This window comes from Brevundimonas vesicularis (assembly GCF_027886425.1).
Classification (GTDB): domain Bacteria; phylum Pseudomonadota; class Alphaproteobacteria; order Caulobacterales; family Caulobacteraceae; genus Brevundimonas; species Brevundimonas vesicularis_C.
Map to the genome: position 1 here is coordinate 142,482 of NZ_CP115671.1, position 24,339 is coordinate 166,820.

Annotated in this window: 25 protein-coding genes; 16 read left to right on the top strand and 9 right to left on the bottom strand. The window is 68.4% G+C overall.

Annotated features, from left to right (window positions below; genetic code table 11):
• The first annotated feature begins 4 nt into the window (after window positions 1-4).
• The 6 genes from PFY01_RS00710 (at window position 5) to PFY01_RS00735 (ending at window position 5,465) form a co-directional block, all read left to right on the top strand.
• Entirely contained in the window at window positions 5-490 is a 486-nt protein-coding gene (locus PFY01_RS00710; protein ID WP_017505496.1) for a Fur family transcriptional regulator, read from the top strand.
• A 43-nt stretch (window positions 491-533) separates the two neighbouring features.
• A complete protein-coding gene (miaB, locus tag PFY01_RS00715; RefSeq protein WP_271042028.1) occupies window positions 534-1,970 on the top strand; it encodes a tRNA (N6-isopentenyl adenosine(37)-C2)-methylthiotransferase MiaB in 1,437 nt (478 codons plus the stop codon).
• Window positions 1,970-2,956: a PhoH family protein gene (locus PFY01_RS00720; protein ID WP_161640658.1), complete on the top strand. Its 987-nt coding sequence runs from the start codon at window positions 1,970-1,972 to the stop codon at window positions 2,954-2,956. The genes miaB and PFY01_RS00720 overlap by 1 nt, the downstream gene beginning before the upstream one ends.
• The gene (gene ybeY / locus PFY01_RS00725; RefSeq protein WP_271042029.1) at window positions 2,953-3,399 is read left to right on the top strand and encodes an rRNA maturation RNase YbeY; all 447 of its coding nucleotides are present in this window, start codon (window positions 2,953-2,955) and stop codon (window positions 3,397-3,399) included. Before PFY01_RS00720 ends, ybeY begins: the two co-directional genes overlap by 4 nt.
• A 76-nt stretch (window positions 3,400-3,475) precedes the next feature.
• Window positions 3,476-5,041, top strand: a complete 1,566-nt coding sequence (gene lnt / locus PFY01_RS00730) for an apolipoprotein N-acyltransferase (RefSeq protein ID WP_420197057.1) — start codon at window positions 3,476-3,478, stop codon at window positions 5,039-5,041.
• Between the two features lie 16 nt (window positions 5,042-5,057).
• Entirely contained in the window at window positions 5,058-5,465 is a 408-nt protein-coding gene (locus PFY01_RS00735) for a helix-turn-helix domain-containing protein (RefSeq protein ID WP_091751191.1), read from the top strand.
• A gap of 2 nt (window positions 5,466-5,467) precedes the next feature.
• Here the strand turns inward: PFY01_RS00735 and greA are convergent, their stop codons facing one another.
• Window positions 5,468-5,947 carry a transcription elongation factor GreA gene (greA, locus tag PFY01_RS00740; protein ID WP_271042031.1) on the bottom strand — a complete coding sequence of 160 codons (480 nt, stop codon included), beginning with the start codon at window positions 5,945-5,947 and terminating at the stop codon, window positions 5,468-5,470.
• A 64-nt stretch (window positions 5,948-6,011) separates the two neighbouring features.
• Between greA and PFY01_RS00745 the strand changes: the two genes are divergently transcribed.
• From PFY01_RS00745 to PFY01_RS00755, 3 genes are read left to right on the top strand one after another with little or no spacing between them, the layout of a single operon-like run.
• The gene (locus PFY01_RS00745) at window positions 6,012-7,241 is read left to right on the top strand and encodes an NAD(P)/FAD-dependent oxidoreductase (RefSeq protein ID WP_271042032.1); all 1,230 of its coding nucleotides are present in this window, start codon (window positions 6,012-6,014) and stop codon (window positions 7,239-7,241) included.
• A 37-nt stretch (window positions 7,242-7,278) separates the two neighbouring features.
• Entirely contained in the window at window positions 7,279-7,719 is a 441-nt protein-coding gene (locus PFY01_RS00750; protein WP_271042033.1) for a hypothetical protein, read from the top strand.
• Between the two features lie 21 nt (window positions 7,720-7,740).
• Window positions 7,741-8,925, top strand: a complete 1,185-nt coding sequence (locus tag PFY01_RS00755; RefSeq protein ID WP_271042034.1) for a M28 family peptidase — start codon at window positions 7,741-7,743, stop codon at window positions 8,923-8,925.
• Here PFY01_RS00755 and PFY01_RS00760 read toward each other — a convergent pair.
• Window positions 8,922-11,243 (bottom strand): sensor histidine kinase, encoded by a 2,322-nt coding sequence (locus PFY01_RS00760; protein WP_271042035.1) that lies wholly within the window; start codon window positions 11,241-11,243, stop codon window positions 8,922-8,924. The genes PFY01_RS00755 and PFY01_RS00760 overlap by 4 nt on opposite strands.
• Before the next feature lie 130 nt (window positions 11,244-11,373).
• On the opposite strand from PFY01_RS00760, the gene PFY01_RS00765 reads away from it, so the two are divergent.
• Window positions 11,374-11,772: a metallopeptidase family protein gene (locus tag PFY01_RS00765; protein ID WP_055808848.1), complete on the top strand. Its 399-nt coding sequence runs from the start codon at window positions 11,374-11,376 to the stop codon at window positions 11,770-11,772.
• 7 nt (window positions 11,773-11,779) lie between these two features.
• On the opposite strand, the gene PFY01_RS00770 is transcribed toward PFY01_RS00765, so the two are convergent.
• Window positions 11,780-12,475 carry a MarC family protein gene (locus PFY01_RS00770; RefSeq protein WP_017505485.1) on the bottom strand — a complete coding sequence of 232 codons (696 nt, stop codon included), beginning with the start codon at window positions 12,473-12,475 and terminating at the stop codon, window positions 11,780-11,782.
• 83 nt (window positions 12,476-12,558) lie between these two features.
• Between PFY01_RS00770 and pyrF the strand changes: the two genes are divergently transcribed.
• Window positions 12,559-13,287 carry an orotidine-5'-phosphate decarboxylase gene (gene pyrF / locus PFY01_RS00775; RefSeq protein WP_271042036.1) on the top strand — a complete coding sequence of 243 codons (729 nt, stop codon included), beginning with the start codon at window positions 12,559-12,561 and terminating at the stop codon, window positions 13,285-13,287.
• 48 nt (window positions 13,288-13,335) lie between these two features.
• Here the strand turns inward: pyrF and PFY01_RS00780 are convergent, their stop codons facing one another.
• Window positions 13,336-14,490, bottom strand: coding sequence for a hypothetical protein (locus tag PFY01_RS00780; protein ID WP_271042037.1), 1,155 nt, complete (start codon window positions 14,488-14,490; stop codon window positions 13,336-13,338).
• A 98-nt stretch (window positions 14,491-14,588) separates the two neighbouring features.
• Entirely contained in the window at window positions 14,589-14,846 is a 258-nt protein-coding gene (locus tag PFY01_RS00785) for a DUF1674 domain-containing protein (protein ID WP_271042038.1), read from the bottom strand.
• Between the two features lie 86 nt (window positions 14,847-14,932).
• On the opposite strand from PFY01_RS00785, the gene htpX reads away from it, so the two are divergent.
• Both htpX and PFY01_RS00795 read left to right on the top strand, forming a co-directional pair.
• Window positions 14,933-15,898, top strand: coding sequence for a zinc metalloprotease HtpX (htpX, locus tag PFY01_RS00790; RefSeq protein ID WP_271042039.1), 966 nt, complete (start codon window positions 14,933-14,935; stop codon window positions 15,896-15,898).
• 120 nt (window positions 15,899-16,018) lie between these two features.
• On the top strand, window positions 16,019-17,623 hold the full coding sequence (locus PFY01_RS00795; protein ID WP_271042040.1) for a M20/M25/M40 family metallo-hydrolase: 1,605 nt from the start codon (window positions 16,019-16,021) through the stop codon (window positions 17,621-17,623).
• Window positions 17,624-17,791: 168 nt separating this feature from the next.
• Here PFY01_RS00795 and PFY01_RS00800 read toward each other — a convergent pair whose 3' ends face one another.
• Complete coding sequence (locus tag PFY01_RS00800) at window positions 17,792-18,967, bottom strand: acetyl-CoA C-acetyltransferase (RefSeq protein ID WP_271042041.1); 1,176 nt, start codon at window positions 18,965-18,967, stop codon at window positions 17,792-17,794.
• A 160-nt stretch (window positions 18,968-19,127) separates the two neighbouring features.
• On the opposite strand from PFY01_RS00800, the gene trhA reads away from it, so the two are divergent.
• The 3 genes from trhA to PFY01_RS00815 all read left to right on the top strand — a co-directional run bounded on the left by trhA (window position 19,128) and on the right by PFY01_RS00815 (window position 20,911).
• Entirely contained in the window at window positions 19,128-19,841 is a 714-nt protein-coding gene (gene trhA / locus PFY01_RS00805; RefSeq protein ID WP_271042042.1) for a PAQR family membrane homeostasis protein TrhA, read from the top strand.
• Window positions 19,842-19,931: 90 nt separating this feature from the next.
• Window positions 19,932-20,561 (top strand): polyhydroxyalkanoate synthesis repressor PhaR, encoded by a 630-nt coding sequence (gene phaR / locus PFY01_RS00810; RefSeq protein ID WP_271042043.1) that lies wholly within the window; start codon window positions 19,932-19,934, stop codon window positions 20,559-20,561.
• Window positions 20,558-20,911 carry a hypothetical protein gene (locus PFY01_RS00815; protein ID WP_055808834.1) on the top strand — a complete coding sequence of 118 codons (354 nt, stop codon included), beginning with the start codon at window positions 20,558-20,560 and terminating at the stop codon, window positions 20,909-20,911. The genes phaR and PFY01_RS00815 overlap by 4 nt, the downstream gene beginning before the upstream one ends.
• Window positions 20,912-21,145: 234 nt before the next feature.
• Here the strand turns inward: PFY01_RS00815 and PFY01_RS00820 are convergent, their stop codons facing one another.
• The 3 genes from PFY01_RS00820 to PFY01_RS00830 form a co-directional block, all read right to left on the bottom strand.
• The gene (locus tag PFY01_RS00820; RefSeq protein ID WP_271042044.1) at window positions 21,146-21,571 is read right to left on the bottom strand and encodes a hypothetical protein; all 426 of its coding nucleotides are present in this window, start codon (window positions 21,569-21,571) and stop codon (window positions 21,146-21,148) included.
• Window positions 21,572-21,654: 83 nt separating this feature from the next.
• A complete protein-coding gene (locus tag PFY01_RS00825; protein ID WP_271042045.1) occupies window positions 21,655-22,569 on the bottom strand; it encodes a hydroxymethylglutaryl-CoA lyase in 915 nt (304 codons plus the stop codon).
• Window positions 22,569-24,263, bottom strand: a complete 1,695-nt coding sequence (locus PFY01_RS00830) for an ArnT family glycosyltransferase (protein WP_271042046.1) — start codon at window positions 24,261-24,263, stop codon at window positions 22,569-22,571. Before PFY01_RS00830 ends, PFY01_RS00825 begins: the two co-directional genes overlap by 1 nt.
• Window positions 24,264-24,339 lie beyond the last annotated feature (76 nt).

Genomic DNA, 24,339 nt, shown 5'->3' on the forward strand with positions numbered 1-24,339 from the left:
GCGCATGGACCGGATCGAAAAACTCTGCGCCGAGCGCGGCATGCGTATGACCGAACAGCGCCGGGTGATCGCCCGGGTGCTGTCCAACGCCGCGGACCACCCGGATGTGGAAGAGCTGTATCGCCGCGCCTCGGCCATCGATCCGCACATCTCCATCGCCACCGTCTATCGCACCGTGCGCCTGTTCGAAGAGGCGGGCGTGGTCGAGAAGCATGATTTCGGAGACGGCCGCAGCCGCTATGAAGAGGCCGGCGACGATCACCACGACCACCTGATCGACACCAAGTCGGGCGAGGTGATCGAATTCTTCGACGCCGAGATCGAGCGGCTGAAGAACGAGATCGCGGAACGGCTGGGCTTCCAGCTGATCGGCCACAAGCTGGAGCTCTACGGCGTTGCGATCGAGGGCGCCGAGCCGTCCAAGCGCGAAGGCCTGATCTTCACCCGCCATGCGGCGCGGGTCGATCCCGCCGATGTGGATGCGGGCTGACGCTCGGCTTGTCGCGGCGCTTGCGGGCGATCATAAGCCCACGATGACCGAGACCCTGGTTCCTCAAGTCGAGACGGCGCCCGAAAAGCGTCTGTTCATCAAGACCTACGGCTGTCAGATGAACGTCTATGACTCCGAGCGCATGGCCGATGTGCTGCGCCCGTTGGGTTATGGCGTCACCGACGACGTCAAGGCCGCCGACTTCGTCATCCTGAACACCTGCCACATCCGCGAGAAGGCGGCCGAGAAGATCTATTCCGAGCTCGGTAAGCTGCGCGAGATGCGCGACATCCGGCGCGAGACCGGCGGGGACCTGACCATCGCCGTCGCCGGCTGCGTCGCCCAGGCCGAGGGCGAGGAGATCATGCGTCGCCAGCCGGCCGTCGATATCGTCGTCGGCCCTCAGGCCTATCACCAGCTGCCCGAGCTTCTGACTCGCACGGCGCGGGCGCGGGGCGAGCGGATCGGCGCGGACTTCGCTCCTGACGACAAGTTCGACGCCCTGCCTGCAGCCCGCTTCACCGAGGGGCCGACAGCCTTCCTGACGGTGCAGGAGGGTTGCGACAAGTTCTGCACCTTCTGCGTGGTGCCCTATACGCGCGGCGCCGAATGGTCGCGGCCGATGGCGGCGGTGCTGGAAGAGGCGAGACAACTGGCGGATCGGGGCGTGCGCGAGGTCACCCTGCTGGGCCAGAACGTCAACGCCTATGACGGCGAGCGGCCGGACGGGCGGAAGGCGACCCTGGCCGAATTGGCCTATGCCCTGGCCGAGATCCCCGGCCTGGACCGGATCCGCTACACGACCAGCCATCCCAACGACATGGCCGATGAGTTGATCGCCGCGCATGGCGATCTGGACGCCCTGATGCCCTATCTGCACCTTCCGGTTCAGGCGGGGTCGGATCGCATTTTGCGGGCGATGAACCGCAAGCACGGGCGTCAGAAATATTTCGATCTGATCGACCGGATCCGCGTCGCGCGGCCGGATATCGCCATCGCCGGCGACTTCATCGTCGGCTTCCCCGGCGAGACGGATCGGGAGTTCGAGGACACGCTGGATCTGGTGCGTCGCGTGAACTACGCCGGGGCCTTCGCCTTCGCCTATTCGCCGCGACCGGGCACGCCGGCGGCGGGCATGGGCAAACAGGTCGAGCCGGAAATCGTCAAGGACCGACTGCATCGCCTGATCGCCCTGCTGACGGAACAGCAGACCGCCTTCAACGCGGCGCAGGCGGGCCGGACGCTGAACGTGCTGTTCGACAAGCCGGGACGGCACGGCCACCGTCGCCAAGCGATCGGTCGATCCCCATATCTTCAATCGGTCCACGTCGATGACGCGGATCATCTGATCGGGCAGATCGTTCCGGTCGAGATCATCGCCGGCCAGCAGAACAGTCTGTCAGGCCGGCTCATAGCAGACGGGCTCAAGCAGCCGGGTCCCGCAGGCTCGGCGACAGCCCAAAAAGAAAAGGCCGCTTGATGGCGCGTGAGTCTGAATTCGTCCCCTTGAACGATGCCGAGCTGCGGGCGGTCATCGGGCCGAACAGTCGCCACGTCGCCCTGATCGAGGACGCCTTCAAGGTGCTGGTCGAGGCCCCGGGCGGCGGGGTCTCCGTCAACGGCGGCGCCCGCGACCGCACGGACGCCCGCCAGGTGATCGAGGACTTGGCCAAGCGCGCGGCCCTGGGCGCCGAAGTCACCGAGGCCGACGTGCGCGCAGCCCTGGGACAGGCGCGCGGCGGTCGCGGCACGCCGGGCATGGCCGCGACAGGCGTGTCGCTGCCAGGCGGCAAGCGCGGCGCCATCGTGCCCAAGACCAAGGCGCAGGCCGCCTATCTGGACATGCTGGGCCGGTGCGAACTGAGCTTCGGCGTCGGCCCAGCGGGCACCGGCAAGACCTTTTTGGCGGCGGCCTATGGCGCATCGCTGCTGCGGCGGGGGCAGGTGGACCGGCTGGTCATCACCCGCCCGGCGGTCGAGGCGGGCGAGAAGCTGGGCTTCCTGCCCGGCGATCTGAACGAGAAGGTCGATCCCTATCTGGCGCCGATCTGGGAGGCGCTGAACGATATTCTGGGCGCCGAGGACGTGCAGCGTCGCCGCGACAAGGGCGAGATCGAAGCCGCCCCGATCGCCTTCATGCGCGGCCGCACGCTCAGCCACGCCTTCGTCATCGTCGATGAAGCCCAGAACACCAGCCGCCTGCAGATGAAGATGGTGCTGACGCGCCTGGGCGAGGGTGCGCGGATGGTGGTGACGGGCGACCCGTCGCAGATCGACCTGCTGAACCCGCGCGATTCCGGCCTGGCCCATGCCCTGCGAATTCTGGACGGGGTCCAGGGCGTCGGCATCCTGAAGTTTGAGGCGTCCGACGTGGTGCGTCACGCCATGGTCGAGCGGATCGTGCGCGCCTATGACGCCGACGCGGCGCGAGGACGCCCCGCCCCGGACCTCGAAGACCCCGCATGATCGAGATTGAAGTCGAGGCCGAGGCCTGGTCCGGCGCCCTGCCGGACGCCGAGGCCGTAGTCGAGCGCGCGGCGCAGGCCGCGCTGGGCGCCGTGGATGGCGACATCGTCGTCTTGCTGACCGACGACGATGCCGTGCGCGAACTCAACGGCCGGTTTCGCGACAAGGACAAGCCGACCAATGTCCTATCCTTCCCTGCGCCGGAGAACGCCTTTCCGCATCTGGGCGACATCGTCCTGGCTTACGGCGTCTGCGCGACCGAGGCCGAGGCGCAGGGCAAGACCTTGGCCGATCATCTGAGCCATCTGGTCGTCCACGGCGTGCTGCACCTCTTGGGCCGCGACCACGAAGATGACGCCGAGGCCGAGGAGATGGAGGCCGAGGAGCGCGAAATCCTGGCCCAGATCGGCGTCGCCGACCCCTATCTCGCCGAGCAGGACTGACCCGATGTTCCCCGACGCCCTGCTGGACCGTTTCGCGGCCCCGATCCGCGCCCTGCCCGACAGGAAGCGCGCCCTGATGTGGCGACTGATCCGCATCGTTCTGGCGCTGCTGGCCGGCGCCGGGACGGCCTTCGCCCATCCGCCGTTCGGCGTGCTGATCGGGCTTTTGGGCTATCCGCTGCTGATGATCCTGTCTGAGCGGTCCGACACGACGCGCGGCGCCTTTTGGATGGGGTGGCTGGCGGGGTTCGCCTATTTCTTCGTCGGCTGCTGGTGGGTGGCCGAGGCGTTTTTCGTCAATCCCGAACAGGCGTGGATGGCGCCGTTCGCGGCCAGCCTGCTGCCGGCGGGCCTGGGGCTGTTCTGGGGGACGGCCTGCGCCCTCTATCGTCGGTTCGCGCCGCTTGGCGCCGTGCGGGTGCTGCTGTTCGCCGCCCTCTTCTGCGCCGCCGAATGGTCGCGGGGGCATGTGCTGACGGGCTTTCCGTGGAACCCGGCCGGCGCGACCTGGCGCGCGGGCGGCGGCATGTCTCAATTCGCCTCGGTCGTCGGCGTCTATGGGCTGAGCCTGGTGACGGTCGCGGCGACGGCGGCTTTCGCGCCTTTGATCGGGCCTGGCGACAGGCGCAGCCGGTTGATCTCGGCGGGCTTGGGCGCCCTGGCCCTGATCGCCGTCGGCGGCTTCGGCGCCGTCAGATTGGCGCAGTCCGATCTTCAGTTCACAGACACAGTTGTGCGCCTGGTTCAGGCTGATGTGAAGCAGGAAACCAAATGGTCGCCCGAGGCCTATCGCTCCATCGTCGATCGCTATGTCGCCCTGACGGGTCAGGCGGCGGCGCGGACGCCCAACGTCGTGGTCTGGCCTGAAGGCGCCCTGCCCGCCTCGGCCAACGACGTTTTCGCCTCAGCCGACGCCCAGGCCATCGCGGGCGCCCTGCGTCCCGGACAGACCTTGCTGATGGGCCTGGCGCGCGGCGAGCCGGACCTGACCGCGCCCGAGGGCGCGCGCTATTACAACAGCCTGTTCGCCCTGGCCGACGAGGGCGGGGCGGGCCTGAGGGTCGCCGCCGTCTATGACAAGCACCGGCTGGTGCCGTTCGGCGAATACCTGCCCTTGGGGTCGATCATGACCTCCATCGGCCTGCGCAGCCTGGTGCATATGCCCAGTGACTTTTCCGCCGGGCCGACACCGGCGCCGATTTCGGTTCCGGGGGCCCCGCCGGTGCAGGTGCTGATCTGCTACGAGAGCCTGTATCCCGGCTTCACCCCGGGCGCAGCCGGGCGGCCCGAGTGGATCGTCAATGCGTCCAACGACGCCTGGTTTGGCGCGACCTCGGGCCCGCGCCAGCACCTGAACCTGGCCAGCTATCGCGCCATAGAGACCGGCCTGCCCATCGCGCGGGCCACCCCGACCGGCATTTCGGCCATGATCGAACCGTGGGGCCGGATCGTCGAGGGCCAACGGCTGGAGCCGGGCGTCATGGGCGTCATCGACGCCCCCCTGCCCCGTCCGACGGGCGTCACGCCCTACGGTCGATTTGGCGATTTCCTGTTCTTTTTCTCAGTGCTAACAGCGTTCATCCTGTCCTTGTGGCCGTCGAGCCGGCGATCTAGGGTCCAGGGGAATCAAGCAGCGATCTAGGTGAAGGGTGACGGCGATGGCGCGTGAAAAGGACGAGGATCCGCATCCCGTCGATCGCCATGTCGGCCGTCGCGTTCAGGAAAAGCGTCTCGACCTTGGCCTGACCCAGACCGCCTTGGCCAAGGCCGTCGGCGTCAGCTTCCAGCAGGTACAGAAGTACGAAAAGGGCACGAACCGCGTCTCGGCCTCGAAACTCTTCGAAATGGCCGAGTTCATGAAGGTCGGCATCCCCTTCTTCTTCGACGGCTACAGCAGCGCGACGGTCGGCGTCGCCGAAGAGGCGCCCGCCTTCGACCACGAACACCGCCCGACCAAGACCAGCGTCGAGATCACGCGCCTGGCACCGCGCCTGCCCGCGCGCAAGCAGAAGCTGATCCTGGACATGATGCGGGATATGCTGGGCGACGAAGACGCCCAGAACTGAGTCTAGCCGACCGCGACGATCTCGGCCGACTGACCGGCCACCGTCACCTCGTCGCCGACCCTCTTGCCCATGACGGCGCGCGCTAGGGGCGAGACATGGCTGACCGAGCCTGCGGCGGGATCGGCCTCGTCTTCGCCGACGATGCGCCAGGTCTGGGCGCGCCCATCCTCGCGCTCGATGGATACCGAACCCCCGAACCGCACGGCCCCATCGTCCTCGGTCGGCGCGATCAGTTGGGCCGAGGCGCGCCGTGCGGACCAGTAGCGGAGGTCCCGCGTCGCGCGCGCCATGGCGGTGCGGTCGCTCTCGATCGAGCCTTGCACCTGGGCGGCCGTATAGGCGGCGCGGGCCGAGGCCAGTTCGGCCTCGATCATCGCCAGACCTTGAGGCGTGACCAGATTGGGATGGGGCGAGATCGGGCGGTCCGCCAGGTCGGCGGCGGTGGCTTCCAGATCTTCTTCGCGGGTGAAGGCAACGCTCATGACACGGAACATAGCGACGACGACGCCTATAGCCAGCGCGGCCGCAAGCGCGCAAAGCCACGCCATGCAACAGTCCCCCAGTCTTACGACCTCTCGCACCGTTCACGTGATCGGCGCCGGTCCTGCCGGATTGATGGCGGCCGAACGGCTGGCGCAGGCAGGGGCGGCGGTCGTGGTGCACGACCGCATGCCGTCTGTGGCCCGCAAGCTGCTGATGGCCGGACGGGGCGGGCTGAACCTGACCCATTCGGAACCGCTGGACCGGTTCATGACCCGCTATGGCCCGGCCCAGCCGACGGCCGCCGCCTGGATCGACCGGTTCACGCCTGCCGACCTGACCGCCTGGGTCGAGGCCCTGGGGCAGGAAACCTTCGTCGGCTCAAGCGGGCGGGTGTTTCCGAAGGCCATGAAGGCGTCACCCCTGGTGCGGGCCTGGCTCGCGCGGCTGGAAGCGCAGGGCGTCGACGTCCGCACGCGCTCGCGCTGGACCGGCTGGCGCGACGGCGCGCTGGTGTTTGAGACGCCGGACGGGGAACGACTGGAACGGCCCGACGCCGTGGTCCTGGCTTTGGGCGGCGCCAGCTGGCCGCGTCTGGGTTCGGACGGGGCCTGGGCGCCTTGGCTGGAAGCGCAGGGCGCGTCCGTGTCGCCTTTCCGACCGGCCAATGTCGGCTTCGATGTGGCCTGGTCGGCGCTGTTCCGTGATCGGTTCGCGGGCCAGCCGCTGAAAGGCGTCGCTGTCACCCATGGCGACCGGACGGCGCGGGGCGAGGCGATGATCGCCCGCTACGGCATCGAGGGCGGCGCCATCTATGCGCTGTCCACCGCGCTGAGGACGACGGTAGAGACAGTGGGGCGCGCCGAGATCCAGATCGACCTGAAGCCCGATGTGGCGATCGGAAAACTGACCGACCGTCTGTCGAAGCCGCGCGGCAAGGCCAGCCTGTCGAACCATCTGCGCAAGGTGGTCGGACTGGAGTCGGCCGCCGTCGCCCTGCTGTATGAGGCTGGTCCCCTGCCCGCCTCGCCTCGGGCCTTGGCCGAGCGGATCAAGGCCATGCCCCTGACCCTTACCGGCGTTCAAGGACTGGAACGGGCGATTTCCTCGGCGGGCGGCGTCATACTGGACGGCGTGGACGAACGGCTGATGCTGGTCGCGCGACCGGGCGTCTTCGTCGCGGGCGAGATGCTGGATTGGGAGGCGCCGACCGGAGGCTATCTGCTTCAGGCCAGCTTTGCCTCCGGCGTCGTCGCGGCCCAAGGCGTCATCGACTGGCTCGACAGCCGGGACTGAGAAAGGCAGGGTCGCGCGGTTCAATCAGGAATATCCGATGCTCCACGCCCTCCCCGCTGTTTCCATCCTGGCCCTGATGATGGCCTCCTCGCCCGCCCTGGCGCAGGAGACGGCGCCGAACATCGACGCCTCGCGGATGAATGAGTCGGTCAGGGTTCTGGCGTCGGACGATTTCGAAGGCCGCGCCCCCGCCTCGGCCGGCGAGGAAAAGACCGTCGCCTGGCTCGTCGAACAGTTCAAGGCCGCGGGGGCCGAGGGCGGCGGGCCGGACGGCGCCTTCGTCCAGGTCGCCCATCTGTCACGCACGCGCCAGGACGGTCCGGCGACCGTCGCCGCGACCGTCGGCGGCAAGACCATCAGCCTGGAGCGCGGTCCCGACGTTCTGGTGTCCAGCGACCGTCCGACCAACCACATCACGGTGACCGCCGCGCCCGTGGTCTTCGTCGGCTACGGCGCCACGGCGCCCGAGCGCCAGTGAGACGATTTCAAGGACGTGGACGTGCGCGGCAAGGTCATCGTCGTCCTGGTCAACGATCCCGACTTCCAGGCGCCCGACGGCGATCCGGTCGCGGGCAAGTTCGACGGAAACGCCATGACCTTCTATGGCCGCTGGACCTACAAGTTCCAGGAGGCGGGTCGTCGCGGCGCGGCGGGGGTGCTGGTGGTGCATGAGACAGCCGGAGCCGGCTATCCTTGGTCCACGCTACAGAACTCATCGGCCGCGCCCAAGTTCGACATCGTGCGCGCCAACCCCGACGCCGAGCGCGCGGCGTTCCAGGGCTGGATCCAGCGCGCCAAGGTGGAAGAGCTGTTCACCGCCGCCGGCCTGGATTTCGCCGCCCTGAAGGACAGCGCGCGCAGCGCCGATTTCAAGCCCTTCGTCCTGCCCGGCCTGACGATGAGCGTCGATTTCGGCCAGATCGCCGACAAGGTGGAGACCAAGAACGTCATCGCCCGCGTACCCGGCTCCGAACGCCCGGACGAGACCGTCATGTACGGCGCCCACTGGGACGGCTACGGCGTCGGCACGCCGAACGCCCAGGGCGACAAGATCTATAATGCGGCGGTGGACAATGCGACCGGCGTCGCGGCCCTGCTGGAACTGGCCCACGCCTTCGCCGAGGGTCCACCTCCGAAACGATCGGTCGTCTTCGCCGCCTGGTCGGGAGAGGAGGCGGGCCTCTTGGGCTCAACCTATTACGCCGCCAATCCCGTCTGGCCGCTGGAGACCACGGTCGCGAACATCAACGTCGACAGCCTGCTGCCGGGCACGGAGATCGACCCCAACGTCGTCGTCATCGGCAAGGGCAAGAACCAGCTGGACGACGTGCTAGCGCGCCACGCGACCCAGGCCGGCCGCACCCTGATCGCCGATCCGGCGCCCCAGGCCGGCGCCTTCTATCGCTCCGACCACTTCCCCCTAGCGCTGAAGGGTGTGCCAGCCCTGTTCCCGGCGGCGGGCTTCACCGGCGCCAGCGCGTCCAGCCGTGACTACGTCCAGAACCGTTATCATCAGCCCACGGACGAATGGGATTCGACCTGGACGATGGACGCCGCCGCCGCCGATGTCGCCCTGATCTACGCCGTTGGTCGCGAGCTGGCGGACGGCGATCAGTGGCCGGAGTGGAACGCGGGCGCCGAGTTCGGCCCGGCGCGCGATACCTCGAGAGCGTCGCGGCGCTAGAGTTCCAGCTGAAGCTCGGGCGCGGCGGCGGTGGTCGCGGCGCCCAGCGGCAGATGCAGGATGAAGGCGGCGCCCTTGCCCGGTTCGCTTTCGACCTCGGCCCAGCCGCCGTGCAGTTCGACCAGGGCCTTGACCAGGGCCAGACCGACGCCCGGACCGCCCCTCTCGCGCCGCACGAAGCGGTCGAAGACGTGGGCCTGCAGGTGATAGGGGATTCCGCGCCCGGTGTCGGACACCGTCAGGCGGATTTCGGACGGGCCCGTCTCCGCCTTCAGCTCCACCGCCCCACCTTCGGACACGGCGCGCGCCGCATTCTCCAGCAGATGATCCAGCGCCTGGCCGATGCGGTGTTCGTCGGCGCGGATGGGTTTGAGATCGGCGGGACAGGACACGGTCAGGGTGGCGCCGCGTCCCTCGACCCGCGCCCGGACCTTTTCGGCGGCCTGGCTCAGCAGGTCGCAGACCCGCAGATCGCCCAGCGACAGCTCCATCTCGCCGGCGTCGATCTGGGCCATATCCAACACGTCGTCGATGGAGCGGGCCAGCTGGCTGGCGGCGATGCGGATGGCGCCTGCGTGCTGGCGGCTGCGCTCCGGCAGCTCGCCCATCGTCTCCAGCAGTTCGGAATAGCCGACGATGGTCGTCAGCGGCGTGCGCAGCTCATAAGAGACGCTGCCCACGAACTCGCGCTTCAGCGCCTGGCTTTCGGCGAGGGCCTGTTCGCGCTGCACCAATGCCTGCTCCAGCCCGCGTCGCGCGGTCACGTCCGAGAAGGCGACCAGGGTCGCGCCGTCCGGCAGGGGGCGGGTCTGCCAGGCGGCGACGCGACCGTCTACCGTCCGGCCCTCGCCGGAAATGGCGACGCGGCTTTCGGGGTCGGGATCGGCGACGCGCGCCTTCAGCCCCAGCCACAGGGCGGGATCAGGCAGCACGGCCTTGCACAGTTCGGCCAGGGCGTCGAAGTCCGAGGCCGTCGCGATCTTGTCCGCTGACAGGTTCCAGAAGGTCTCGAACGCCTCATTGTGCAGCCGCAGTCGGCCGTCCGAGCCGAACACCGCGACCGCGTCGTTCAGCTTGTCCAGCGTCGCGCGCTGGACCTGGATCTGGGCGTTGAAGCGGCTGCGCAGCTTCAGCTCGTCGGTGATGTCCGAGAAGATCAGCAGAATGCCGCCCAGCGGGTGCGGCTGGCGCACGACGCGCAAAGTGCGCCCGTCCGGCAGGGACCAGCTGTCGTCCGGCGAGGCCTCCGACGCGCCATAGAACTCAAGCTCGCGCGCCTTCCAGCCGGCGTAGTCGACGACCTCGGGCAGGCTGCGACGCTGGCGCAGACGATCCAGCAGCTCGGCATGGGTCGGACGTTCGTCCAGCCAGGCCGCGTCGATGTCGAACAGGGTCTGGAAGGCGGTGTTGTGGAAGGCCAGCCGCTTCTGCGGACCGAAGATGGCCACGGCGTCGGCCAGGTGGTTCAGCGTCTCGTCATGGGCGTCGACGTGGCGGCGCAGGGTGTCGCGCGTCTCTTCCGCCTCGGTCACCTCGATGGCGAAGGCGGTGACGGCGCCGCCGCCCGCTGGCTCGGCGATGATGCGCCAGGCGCGCCGCGCGCCCCCGCCGGTCGTCCAGCGGAAGCCCTCCTGTCGCACGCCCAGCCGCGCGGCCTCGGCGACCAGGGCGTCGGCGCCCCGGTCGAAGGACGCGCCCTTTTCGACGGCGTCGTCGATGCTTTCGGCATTGGTTTCGTTCAGCCAGGCGCGGTTGGCCCAGGCCAGTTTGCCGGTCCCGTCCACGACCCACGTAGGCGTCGGCGAGGCGTCGCCCAGCAGGGCCAGGCCGCTTTCGGTCGCATCCGCCCCGGTCAAGGTGAAGCGCGACGCGGGCGACAGCCGCAGCCAGGCCGAACCGCCCGCAACCCGCCCCTCGATCCGCCAGGGCTCCACATCGTCCAGCGCGACCAGACCTTCGAACGCCTGACCTTCGTGAACCAGGGCGTCGATCAGGGCGCCGTGGGTGATGCGGAGCTTGTTCAGGACGGCGGCGCCGGCCTCTGCGTCTTCACCCGCCAGCCGCGCGATCAGTTCGGCCGAACCGATCGGAAGACCGGCGGCCTGCCCGTCCGGCGTCAGGGCCAGGCTGACGTCGTCGAAGGCGCGCAGCATGGCGTCATGGCGGCTGAGGTCGGCCAGGGCCTCGACCCGCTCGCGCTCGGCGGCGACGGCGGTCTCATGCAACCGCCCACGCAGCAGCAAGGCCCAGGCGCTGACGGCCATGGCCAGTCCGGCTGCGCCCGCTGTGGCGACATAGGCGATGTCGGCCTCGGCCATTCGTGTCCCTGGAGAAGAGTCTCAGCCCCGATTCGCTAACCATACTCCAAGCGCGCGAAAAAGCGGCAGTCTCGTGATCGCGTCATCGCGCCCCGTTGCGGCAGGGCGTCGGGGCGGCGATATCGCGGGCATGACCGACCCGATCGCCCCCTCCCTCGATGACTTCGCCCGCCTGGCTCAGGAGGCGTTCGACGCCCTGCCCGGACCGTTCAAGCAGGCGGCGGGCGAGGTGGTCATCCGCATCGACGACTTCGCCGACGAGGCGACGCTGGCGGAGATGGAGATCGAGGATCCGTTCGAGCTGACGGGCCTGTATCATGGCGTGGACATCGGCCGGCGCGACAGCCTGGGCCCGGCGGCCGAGCCGTCGCGGGTCTTCCTCTATCGGCGTCCCATCCTGGACGAGTGGTGCGAGCGCGGCGACGTGGGGATCGGCGAACTGATCGCCCACGTCCTGATCCACGAGATCGGCCATCACCTGGGTCTGACCGACGACGACATCCACGCCATCGAGGACGACGCGGACTGAACCCGGCCTATTTGGTCGCCGGATAGGGCGTCGTCACCGCGCCGGAGATCATGCCGGGAATGGCCTCGCCCAGGCCCAGCAGGATGAACTGGATTGCCAGGGCGCACAGGATCAGCCCCAGCACCTTGACGATGATCGCCATGCCGACCTCGCCCAGCAGGCGGCTGAGCGACCCGGTCAGGGCGAAACAGACGAAGGAGACGGCGCAGGCCGCCGCGATCGCCACCAGTGAGCCCATGGTCCCGGCGTAGCCCAGCTTGGCCGCCTCGCCCGCCTGGATGATGACCGCCGAGATGGCGCCGGGGCCGATCATCAGCGGGATGGCGAAGGGCACGACCAGGCGCTGGAAACGTCGGCGGGCATAGCCTCGCACGTCCTTGGAATCGGCCAGCGCATCCTTGTCGGCGAACATGGCCAGGAAGTCGCCGCGCGCCATGTCAAGCCCAAGGAACAGCAGAAGTATGCCGCCCGCGATGCGGAACGCCGCCAGCGAAATGCCGAAGAACTGCAACAGGCCCAGACCCGTGAACAGGAAGAAGGCCAGGAAAACGGCGGCGAAGGCGCAGATCAGGGCCGAGACCGAAATCCGCTGACGCAGGGTCGCCCCGGCCGTCGCGGCGGCGAAGATCGGCAGATTGCCGATCGGGTCCAGCAGGGCGAACAGGGTCACGAACAGGTTGACACCTAAATCGACTGCGTTCATCGCCTGCCCTCGCCCTCAATCCATCACGCCGCCCTGCCGACGCGCCCTCGTGTCCGGCATAGCCGCTCAGCGCGAGTCCGTCGATGACCGATCCCCAAACCCCCTCCGATCGTGCGCCCGACGAGCGGATCATCTGCGCCCTGGACGTCCCGACGACGGCCGAGGCGGCCGCTCTGGCCGAGCGGATCGGCGACGCGATCGGCTTCTATAAGGTCGGACTGCAACTGTTCGCGGTCGACGGCATGGCGCTGGCGCGTGAGCTGAAGGCGCAGGGGCGAAAGATCTTCCTGGACTGGAAACTGCACGACATCGGCGCGACCGTGGAGAAGGCGACGGCCAATCTGGCGGGCGCGGATTGCGACCTGCTGACGGTCCATGCGCGGCCCCAGGTCATGGCGGCGGCGGCGCGCGGCGCGGCGGGTTCGAAGATGAAGGTGCTGGGGGTTACGGTCCTGACCAGCCTGACGGCCGAGGACCTGTCCGCCGACGACCACAGCCTGTCGCCGGCCGATCTGGTCGAGCGGCGCGTGCGTCAGGCGCTGGAGGCCGGGATCGACGGCGTCGTCTCCAGCCCGCATGAGGCGGCGCGTGCCCGGGCTCTGGCGGACGAAGCGGGCCGGCCCGACTTCCTGATCGTCACGCCCGGCGTGCGACCCGTCGGCGCCGCACTGGACGATCAGGCGCGGGCGGCGACGCCCGAGGCGGCGCTTCAGGCCGGCGCGACCCATCTGGTCATCGGTCGGCCGATCACGGCGTCAAGCGATCCACGCGCGGAGGCGCAACAGATCGCACAGCAGATCGCCCTGATCTGAGACAGACCAGGGCGACCGTTCGTCTTCGGTTATTTTGGCGCGAGGCGATCAGCCGCGCTCGCCCGGCTCCTGGGCGTAGCCGTGACGCGGCGGAGCGTGGGGCGCGGGCGCCTCGGGCGGCGGCAGGTCGCCGTAGTAGCCCGACGGCGGCGGTGGGGGCGGAGGCGGCGGCGGGGCCGTGTTCACTTCCGGCGGCGCGACATAGACCTGGGCGGGGGCCACATTGACCGGCGCGGACTGCACATAGACCGGCGACTGATCGACATAGACCGGGCCGCCGACCTCGACCTGGGCGGGCGCGACATTGACCTGGGCCGGGGCGACCTGGATGTGTTGCGGGCCGATGTTGACGGGCGCCGACTGCACATAGACCGGGGCCTGATCGACATAGACGGGCGGGCCGACATCGACCTGGGCCGGGGCCAGGTTCACCTGCGACGGAGCCACTTGGACGCGCTGAGGCCCGATGTTCACCGGCGGCGCCTGCACATAGATGGGCGGCTGTTCGATATAGGTGGGCGGTCCCATCTCGATCTGGGGCGGGGCCATGCTGACCTGCGAAGGCCCGACATAGATGCGCTGCGGCGCGATCTGGACGGGCGGCGCCTGGACATACACCGGCGGCTGATCGACGTAGCTCTGCTCGTAACGCTGCTCATAGCGGTGTTCGTAGCGAACCGGCGGGCGAACGGGCGGACGGCAGTTGCAGTCGACCGGACGGCCCGGATACGGACGCCAGCCGATGTAGTCACGGCCGAACCCATAGACCGGATAGCCGACCGGAGCGCTGACCGGAGGACGACCGACCAGAACCGAGGTCGCGCTGACGCCGCCGACATAGCCGCCGCCGTAGTAGCCGTCGGAATAGCCGCCGCTTCCGACATAGGTCGTGCCGCCGCCGACATAGCCGCGCTGGAAGCTGGACGCGCTGGAATAGGACCGGGCGCTGCTCGCCGAATAGCTTGAGGCGCTCGCATAGGCGTTGGCGTTGGCGTAGGCGCCGCCGTTCACGTTCACATTGACGTTGTGGTTGGCGTTGTAGTTGCCGCCGCCATAGTGACCGCCGCCGCCGCATCCCCCACCGCAGCCGCCGCCGGGATGGCCGCCGCCATAACCCCCGTGACCGGGACCACCGGCCAAAGCGGGCGCTGCGGAGAGCAGCAGAGCCGCCGACGCGGCGGTAAGTATCGACTGTATCGTCACGGGACAGACTCCTCTGAGTTGTCCCGACACTGGCAAGTCCGGCGCCTGTTTCTTAAGGCGTGGTTAACCTTTGCGCCCGTCGCAGCACGCTCGGCGGCTTAGAAATCGACCGCCAGACCCTTCTTCTCCCAATCGCCGAAACGGGTCGGTTCGGGACCGGTCGGACCGCCATATTCTGTGTCCGCCTGAACGGTCGTTTCCGCCGCGCGACGATCCGCCGCTTCCTGAAGAGCGCGCCGCGCGGCCTCACTGAGCGGCCGTTCAGGCGTGGCGTGGGGCACGCCGGCGTTGAAGACGGGCGCTGCAACCGGCGTTTCGTCGGCGTCATTCGGCGCGAGGGTGGGATGTTCGGTCACAGGGCGGCTCCCTTGAGGCTTGATGCGCCTTCTCTCAAATAGAGGTTCAAGCCCGTGACGCCAGACGGATCGGGTATGGAACCGCGATGAACCATCTGAAGACCTTCATTCTGTTGGCGGCGATGACGGCCCTGTTCGCAGGGGTCGGCTATCTGATCGGCGGCGCGACCGGCATGGCGATCGCCCTGCTGGTCGCGGGCGGGATGAATCTGTTCAGCTACTGGAACGCCGACAAGATCGTGCTGAAGATGTACCGGGCCCAGCCGGTCGACGAGCATCACCCCAACGCCGTGGTCCGCAACTATGTCGCCGACGTGCGTCAGATGGCCCGCGATGCCGGCCTGCCCCAGCCGCAGGTCGCCATCATCCCCAATGATCAGCCCAATGCCTTCGCCACGGGCCGAAACCCCGAGAACGCCGCCGTCTGCGCCACCACCGGCCTACTGGATATGCTGACGCGCGAGGAGGTGCGCGGGGTGATGGCGCATGAGCTGGCCCATGTGAAGAACCGCGACACCTTGATAATGACGGTGACGGCGACCATCGCGGGCGCCATCGCGGCGCTCGCCAACTTCGCCCTGTTCTTTGGCGGCAACGACCGCGAGCGGCCGGGCGGCATCATTGGCACAATCGCCCTGATGCTGCTGGCGCCCATGGCCGCCGGTCTGGTGCAGATGGCCATCAGCCGGGGCCGCGAATATGAGGCCGACCGCGTCGGCGCCGAAATCGCCGGCGATCCCCAGGCCCTGGCTTCGGCCCTGCAGAAGATCGACGCCTACGCCCGGCGGATCACCAATCAGACGGCCGAGCGCAATCCAGCCTCGGGTCAGATGTTCATCATCAATCCGCTGGCGGGCCGCGGCGCGGACAATCTGTTCTCGACCCATCCGGCGACGGGGAACCGCGTCCGGGCCTTGATGGAGCTGGGCGCGAAGATGGGCATCCAGTCCCGCGCCCGAACGCCGGACCTGACCCAGCCGCGACCGGCCGCTGGTTTCACGACCACCGGCGTCCCGACTACCCCGACGGAGCCGCGCGGCCCCTGGGGGTGACGATGCGGGTGAACATGGGGCTGATCGTCGCGGCCTGAACGCCGTTTGCGGTTTGCACTCCGCGACCGGATCACCTCAGATGCGCCCCTGTTCAGCCATCGGGCTTTCTTGGGGAAATCCATGTCGCGTCTGCTCGCCTTCGTCTCCGCCGCCGCTCTTCTCGCCACGCCGGTCGCCGCCCAGTCGGTGGACCGCGTCGCCGTCAATGGCATCATCGATCAGGGGCTGAACCACAGCCAGGTGATGCAGACCGCCGCCTATCTGACCGACCGGATCGGCGGGCGGATGACCAACTCGCCCCAGATGCGCGAGGCCGAACGCTGGGCGCAACAGCAGTTCCGCGCCTACGGCCTGTCCGACGTGCGCGCCGAGGGTTTCGAGTTCGGCCGGGGCTGGTCCATCGTCCGCTCCAGCGCCCGCATGACCGCGCCGCGCCCGCTGGATCTGCGCGCCATCCCGGTGGCCTGGACGCCCTCGACCAATGGCGTGATCAGCGGCGGCGTGATCGTGGCCCCGATCTCCAAGGTCGAGGATTTCGACAAATGGCGCGGCAAGCTGTCGGGCAAGATCGTCATGCTGTCTCAGCCGGGCACGGGATCGGAGCCGACCGAGCCGGCCTTCCGCCGCTGGACCAGCGCGGAGCTGGCCGAGCGCAACGTCTATAACCAGCCGCAGCATTCGCCGGCCGCCATCGAACGCTCGCTGAAGACCGTCAACTTCGCCAATCAGCTGGACGCCTTCCTGGCCGAGCAGGGCGCCCTGGCCTGGGTGCGGATTTCCCAGCGTGACGGCGGCCTGCTGCACGGCACGGGCTACACCTATCAGGTCGGGGCCACGCCCAAGCTGGCGGGAATGGAGCTGGCGGCCGAGGATTATCGCCGTCTGGCGCGCCTCGCCCTGACCGACGCGCCGCCGACGCTGGAGCTGATGAGCGAGGTCCGCTTCCACGACGAGGACGTCAACGCCTACAACATCCTGGCCGACATCCCCGGCACGGCGCGCGGAACCGAATACGTGATGGCTGGCGCCCATCTGGACAGCTGGGTCGCCTCGGACGGCGCGGTCGACAACGCCGCCGGCAGCGCGGTGGTCATGGAGGCCGCCCGCATCCTGAAGGCGCTCAACGTCAAGCCAAAGCGCACCATCCGTTTCGCCCTGTGGAACGGCGAGGAGCAAGGCATCCTGGGCTCGCTGGCCTATGTCGACCGTCATCTGGCGACGCGCGCTGCGTCGAACGATCCGGCGCTGGCGGGCCTGCCGGACAACCGCACCTGGCGCAGCCGCTGGCCGATCGAGCCGCGCGCCGGCTATCGCGACCTGGTCGCCTATTTCAATCTGGACAACGGCTCGGGCAAGATCCGCGGCATCAACGCCGAGGGCAATGTCGCCGCCGCCCCGATCTTCCAGGAATGGCTGGCCCCCTTCGCCAGCATGGGCGCGACGACGGTCTCGCTGCGCAATTCGGGCGGCACCGACCACGTCTATATGCAGACCGTCGGCGTGCCGGGATATCAGTTCATCCAGGACCCGCTCGACTATTCCAGCCGCCTGCACCACACCAGCATCGACAGCTATGACCACCTGAAGGCCGAGGACCTGCGTCAGGCGGCCGTCATTCTGGCCAGTTTCCTGCTGAACGCCGCCAACCGCGACGAACCCCTGCCCCGCATGCCGCTGCCGACCCAGCCGACGCCGAGCGATCCGTTCGAATATCCGGCGGACTGAAAATGACGACCCTCTCCCGTTGGGAGAGGGCTTGAGCACACGGCGGCGCAGCCGTCGTCCTTGTGCGAAAGGGTGAGGGTCGGCTGGTGCAATTTGGCCCACATCCGACCCTCATCCGGCCGGGCTCCGCCCGGCCACCTTCTCCCACCGGGAGAAGGGCTTAGAAAATCACGCGCGCTCGACGCACATGGCCACGCCCATGCCGCCGCCGATGCACAGGGTCGCCAGACCCTTCTTCGCGCCCGACCGCTTCATCTCGAACAGCAGCGTCGTCAGGATGCGCGCGCCCGAGGCGCCGATGGGGTGGCCGATGGCGATGGCGCCGCCGTTGACGTTGACCTTGGCCGGGTCGAGACCCAGTTCCTTGACCACGCACAGGCTCTGGGCGGCGAAGGCCTCGTTGGACTCGACCAGATCCAGATCCGCGACGCTCCAGCCCGCCTTCTCCAGCGCCTTCTTCGACGCCGGTATCGGGCCGGTCCCCATGATCGACGGATCGACGCCGGCGGTGGCGTAGGAGGCGATGCGGGCCAGCGGCTCCAGCCCGCGCGCCTTGGCCTCGTCGGCGCTCATCAGCACCAGGGCGGCGGCCCCGTCGTTCAGCCCGGAGGCATTGGCGGCGGTGACGCTGCCCTCCTTGGTGAAGGCGGGTTTGAGTTTCTGCATCAACTCGAGCGTCGCGCCCTGGCGGATGTATTCGTCCTTGTCGACCGTCACATCGCCCTTGCGGCCGGGGATGACGACCGGCGTGATCTCGTCATCGAACTTGCCGGCGTTCTGGGCCGCCTCGGCCTTGTGCTGGCTGGCCAGCCCGAATCCGTCCTGCGCCTCGCGGCTGATGGACCATTTTTCGGCGATGTTCTCGGCCGTCTGACCCATGTGATAGCCGTTGAAGGCGTCCCACAGGCCGTCCTTGACCATGGTGTCGACCAGGGCGACGTCGCCCATCTTGTGTCCGTTGCGCAGCTGTTGGGCGTGCGGCGCCTGGCTCATGCTCTCCTGTCCGCCGGCGACGACGATCCTGGCGTCGCCCAGAGCGATCTGCTGGGCGGCGATGGCGACGGCGCGAAGGCCCGAGCCGCAGATCTGGTTCAGGCTCCAGGCGGCGGCTTCCTTTCGAACGCCCGCGCCGACGGCCGCTTGGCGCGCAGGACCCTGACCCGCGGCGGCCTGCAGCACATGACCCAGGATCACCTCATCGACCTCGTCGCCGGAGACGCCGGCCCGTTCCAGCGCCGCCTTGATGGCGATCTCGCCCAGCTTGGACGCCGGAAGCGACGACAGGGCGCCCAGGAAGGAGCCAACCGGGGTGCGCGCGGCGGAAACGATGACGACGTCGGTCATGGGATTTCACTCTTTGGAGAATAACTCGGCGTGACCGTTTTGCCGCATTGCAGCGCGTTCGTCACCTGCGACGACATGGACGGGGCGCGATTCAGCCAATCGTCACCCTGTTGGCGCATTGTCGGGGAACGATAGAGGCGATCGACGGATTGGAAGGTCCATGCTGCGCACGCTGAAACGTCTTGTCACCCACGTCTGCACGCCGGACGAGCTGGACATGATCGAGCACTATCCGACGCGCGCGGAAAAGCTGGCGGATCTGTGGGTCCACGTCGTCGGCCTGATGCTGGCGGCGGTCGGCGGCATCATTCTGGCGGGTCTGGCCGGGGTCTATGCGGGGATCGGCGGCGTGATGGCGACCGCCATCTACGCTCTGTGCCTCGTCGGCATGCTGACAGCCTCGACCATCTACAACTGGACCAACCCCTGCGCCGCGCGGCCGGTGCTGCGGCGCCTGGACGAGGCGGCGATCTTTCTGATGATAGCCGGCAGCTACACCCCCTTCACCACCCAGCGGTTCGAGGGTCTGTGGGCCGTCGGCTTCACCACCCTGATCTGGACCCTGGCCTTCCTGGGCGCCGGGGTGAAGCTGTTCGCGCCGCGCATCTCGGACAAGTTCTGGAGCGGCGTCTACGTCGTCTTCGGCTGGCTGGCGGTCGCGGCCCTGAAGCCGATGGTCGAGACGGTGCATCCGATCGCTCTGGCCCTGCTGGTCATCGGCGGCCTGATCTACACCGCCGGGGTCTTCGTCTTCATCAGCCCGCGCGTAAAATTCCGCCGCGCCATCTGGCACGGCTTCGTCGTCATCGGGGCGACCGTGCATTGGACGGCGGTGCTGGTCGGCGTCGTGCTGGCCCCGGCGATGAGCCACTGATCGACCGTCCGTTTCCGGCTGTTTCGCCCCCTCTGGCGCATCGCGTCGCAACGGAGGATAGTGACGCGTTGCAACATCGCGAGAACAAGCGTGGCTGACGAAAAGACCAAGGGTGGAAAGACCGGCGACAGCGCTCAGGTCGTCATCAAGAAGTATGCGAACCGCAGGCTCTACAACACGCGGACCAGCGCCTATGTGACGCTGGAAGACCTGGCGACCATGGTGCGCGAGGGGACGGAATTCGTCGTCTATGACGCCAAGACCAACGACGACCTGACCCGCCAGATCCTGACCCAGATCATCTTCGAGGAAGAGAGCCGGGGCGAGGCCTTGCTGCCGGTTCAGTTCCTGCGCCAGCTGATCGGCTTCTACGGCGGTCAGATGCAGGGCGTCCTGCCCTCCTATCTGGAGATGTCGTTGGCCAACTTCGGTCGCCAGCAGGAACAGTTCGCCAGTCAGATGGGCCGCGCCTTTGGAACCGGCGCGGGTGCGACCCTGATGGAGGACGCCGCGCGCGCCAATATGGCGATGTTCGAGCGCGCCATGCAGATGTTCCCGGCCTTCACCTATCCCCGCGCCGAGCCGACGCCCGCCGCGTCGGACGAAAAGGCTGAACCGGCCCCGCCGCCCGAGGCGCCTGACGCCCTGGACGAGATGCGTCGCCAGATGGACGAGATGCGCCGTCAGATCGAGAAACTGGCGGGCGGCAAGGGCAAATGACCGACCGGATCCAGGCCGTCGGCGGACCGGACCGCGTGGATCGCCGCGAAGGCGAACGCCGCGAGCGCGAGCGGCGCGCCCGATCCGCCTCGCGCGCCCTGGTTCCCGTCGATGCGCCTGAGATCGTCGAGCCGCAACCAACCCCGGCAAGAGCTGCCGTCCTGCCGACGCCCGAGCCCGGCGCCGCCGCCTTCGTCGCCCAGCAAATGGGCCAGAGCGGGCAGAAGCGCGGCCTGCGCGGCGGCCCGCCGGTGCTGGACGCGGCCCGCTCCGCCTACCTCGGAGCCGAATATTCCGGCGCGGCCGAGCGTCGTCCGAAAACGGGCAAGACCGCCAAGACCGACATCTGAGCTGACGCCGCTCGGGCGGCACGGGGTTTGCTGGGTGCGGGGCAGAACGCTCTCAGCCGGACCCGCTCATGCCCGCCGTCTTCGCCCTCGCCGCCAAAGCCTTCGACGTGGCCGTCGTCGCCCTGATCTTCACGGCATTTTCGTGAGCGCTACCGCGCTTCGCGCTGCTTGAACGCGTGTTTCTTAGGGCCTACCGCGCTTCGCGCGACTTGAGGCCCAGTTCGCGCTTGGCAGTCACGCCCCGCCGAAATCGAAGTCCTTGCGCGACGCGATGATGGTCACGATGAACCCGGCCAGCACGTCCAGCAGGATCATGATCACGATCAGGAAGAAGGTCGAGGTCGCGAACCCGGGCAGCAGCAGGAACTCCACCAGCACGCCGATGAACAGGATCATCGACAGGGCGTGGTTGATGATGGCGATCCGCTGGCTGGAGGTGGACTTCACCAGCTCGAAGAACAGCAGGATCAGGCCCAGAAACAGGATCAGGTCGCCCGATCCGATCGACCATTGCGCGCCCGAGGTCATGGTGACGGAAAACAGCGGATCGCGCAGCAGCACGTCCGCCTGCACCATCCCCGCCCCGCTCGGCGCGCCGAACAGCACCACGATATTGTAGAGCACCACCGGGATCAGCAGCAGCGGAATGGCGAGCAGCATGGACGGTCCTCTTCGCAGCCGGTCCAACGGCTACGCCTGTTCACCCTGATTTAGCGCCGTTTGCGAAACGCCGCCACAAGGGTTCAGCGCTTGGGAAATCCGCCGGCCCGGCTGAGCGCCGACGGCGCCGGCCGGCCGATGGCCTCGCCTATCCAGCGCGCCGTCGCGATCAGGGCGTCCAGGTCATAGCTGGTCTCGAACCCGCCCCTCGCCAGCATATAGACCAGGTCCTCGGTGGCGATGTTTCCCGTAGCGCCGGGCGCGAACGGACAGCCGCCAATGCCGCCGACAGACGCGTCCAGCACGTCGATCCCCGCCTCGACGCCGGCATAGGCGTTGGCCAGGCCGGTGTTGCGGGTGTCGTGGAAGTGCAGGCGCAGGGTCGCGTCAGGCGCGGCCGCCCTGGCCGCCTCGACCTTTTTCGTCACCGCCCAGGGATCGCCCGCGCCGATGGTGTCGGCCAGCCCGATCTCGCCGACGCCCATCTCGGCGATGGCGCCAACCATGTCCGCGACCTGGTCGACGGACACCTCGCCATCGAACGGACAGCCCCAGACGCAGGAGACCATGGCCGACAACGACGGCGCGCCCTCGCTGGCTTCGGCGTTGTGCCGGCGGGCGACGATCTCGCCCAACATGGCCAGTTGATCCTTAACCGCCAGGCCCTGGTTCTTCAGCCCGAAGCCCTCGGTGGCGGCGACCGAGACATTGACCTCGTCCACCCCGGTCGCCAGCGCCCGGTCATAGCCCTTGCCGTTCAACACGAGGCCGATGCGGCTGCGCCCCGCCTCGTGCGGCAGGGCGGTCATGACCTCTTCGGCGCCCGCCATCTGCGGCACATATTTGGGATGGACGAAGGAGACGGCCTCGATCCGTTTCGCCCCCGCCTGCTCGAGCCGTCGCACCAGATCGGCGCGAACCGCAGGCTCAAGCACCGCCTTTTCGTTCTGCAGGCCATCGCGCGGCCCGACTTCCACGATCTGGATAAAGCGGCCCATCACTCGGCTCCCGCTGCGGCGTTACCGTTCCCATTCCCGTTTCGGGGCGGCGGCGCATAGACGGTCAGGCTGACCGGATCGCCCGCCGAATAGTTGTAGCCGTTGACCATCCCGACCGCGCTACCGGACACGCCCAGACGCGCCGCAGCTGCACGGAAGGCGTCTGCGTCGCGTCCTTCGACGATGGCGGGCCGCCCTTCGGCCAGGGCCTCAGCCGCGCCCTGGGCGTCGGTCAGGTCGGTGTCGCGCCCGGTCAGGAAGACGAAGCTGGGTTCATGGAAGCCGGTGATCGCCACCGGCCCCGGCGTGCGGCCCTGACGCGGGTGCAGATCGGCCGCCTCCAGCGCCTTTTCAAGCTGGGGCGCGATGGCCAGGGGCCGCAGTTGGCGGATCGTGCCCGACAGAGCCGCGTGCGCCACGATCCCGAAGGCCAGCGAGGCCACCAGCGCTGCGACCGGCGCGCGGTTCAGCAGAAGGAAGCCGCCCATCGCCCCCGCCGCCAGCGCCATGACCACCGTCAGCGCCGCCCAGGTCTGGGCCGTTGAGGTGCCATAGACCGTCAGCCCATAGACGGTGATGCCGATGATCAGCAGGGCTGCGAACGCGCCCAGCGCCGCGCCGGTGATGCGCGAGACCTTGCCGATGGGCTGGGCCAGGGCCGCGGCCGCCAGCAGGGCCAGCGCCCCAAAGGTCGGCAGGGTGTAGTGCCAGAGCTTGGTCGGCGCCAGTTCGAACATCAGCCAGCCTGGGACCAGCCAGCAGACCAGGAACCGGATCGCCGGCTCGGCGCGCCGGCTCCAGCCCGTCGAGACGGCGGTGGGCAACAACAGGGTCGAAGGGAAGAACAGCAAGGGCGCCAGCAGCACGTACATGCCGGGGAAGCCCGAATGGCTTTCGTGCGCGCCGGCGATCTTGGGCGCCAGGTCCCCGCCGATGGCCTCGCGCCAGAAGCCGCCGTCGGTGGCGATAGTGATGGCGATGGCCCACGGCCCGACCATCAGGGCGACCAGCGGCAGGCCCCAACCCCAGCCCAGGCGATAAAGCCATTTGACGTTCCGATCCCAGATCGACAGGGCGATGATCGCCAGGGCCACGACCAGAAACCCGATCGGTCCCTTGATCAGGATCGACAGACCGATCCCGATCCAGAACAACAGCTTGTGCAGCCGGATCGGTCGTTTGCCCGCCTTCGTCGCCATATAGATGCGCGCCAGCGCCGCCATGGCCAGGGTCGTCGCGCCGCACAGCATGGCGTCGGTCTTGGCGATCCCGGCCTCGGTCGACAGCAGGAAGTTCGCCCCCATGATGGCCCCGCCGAAGAAGCCGACCCGACTGCCCAGCATGGCCGAGCCGGCCCAGGCCACGGCCCAGGCCGCCAGCATGGCGCCCAGCAGGGACGGGATGCGATAGGGCGCGATTTGGCGGTCCTCGACATCCGAGGTCAGGCCCACGGCGATCGCCTGCATCCAGTAGATGCCGACCGGCTTCTTCCAGCGCGGCTCGTCCTGATAGCGGATGTCCACGTAGTCACCGCTTTCCAGCATCTGGGACGTGGCCTGGGCGAACCGGCTTTCGTCGCGATCCAGCGGCGGCAGCAGCAGCAGGCCCGGCAGGCCGGCGATCAGCGTCAGCAGGGCCGCGAGAACCGGCCCGCGCCAGCCGGCGATGCGGCCATCCAGATCGAAAGTCTTCATTCCAGACTCCTTACACGGCGACTACGCCGTCGTCAGCCGTCTCCCCTAAGCTGTCGTTATCCTCTATGGAGCGCCG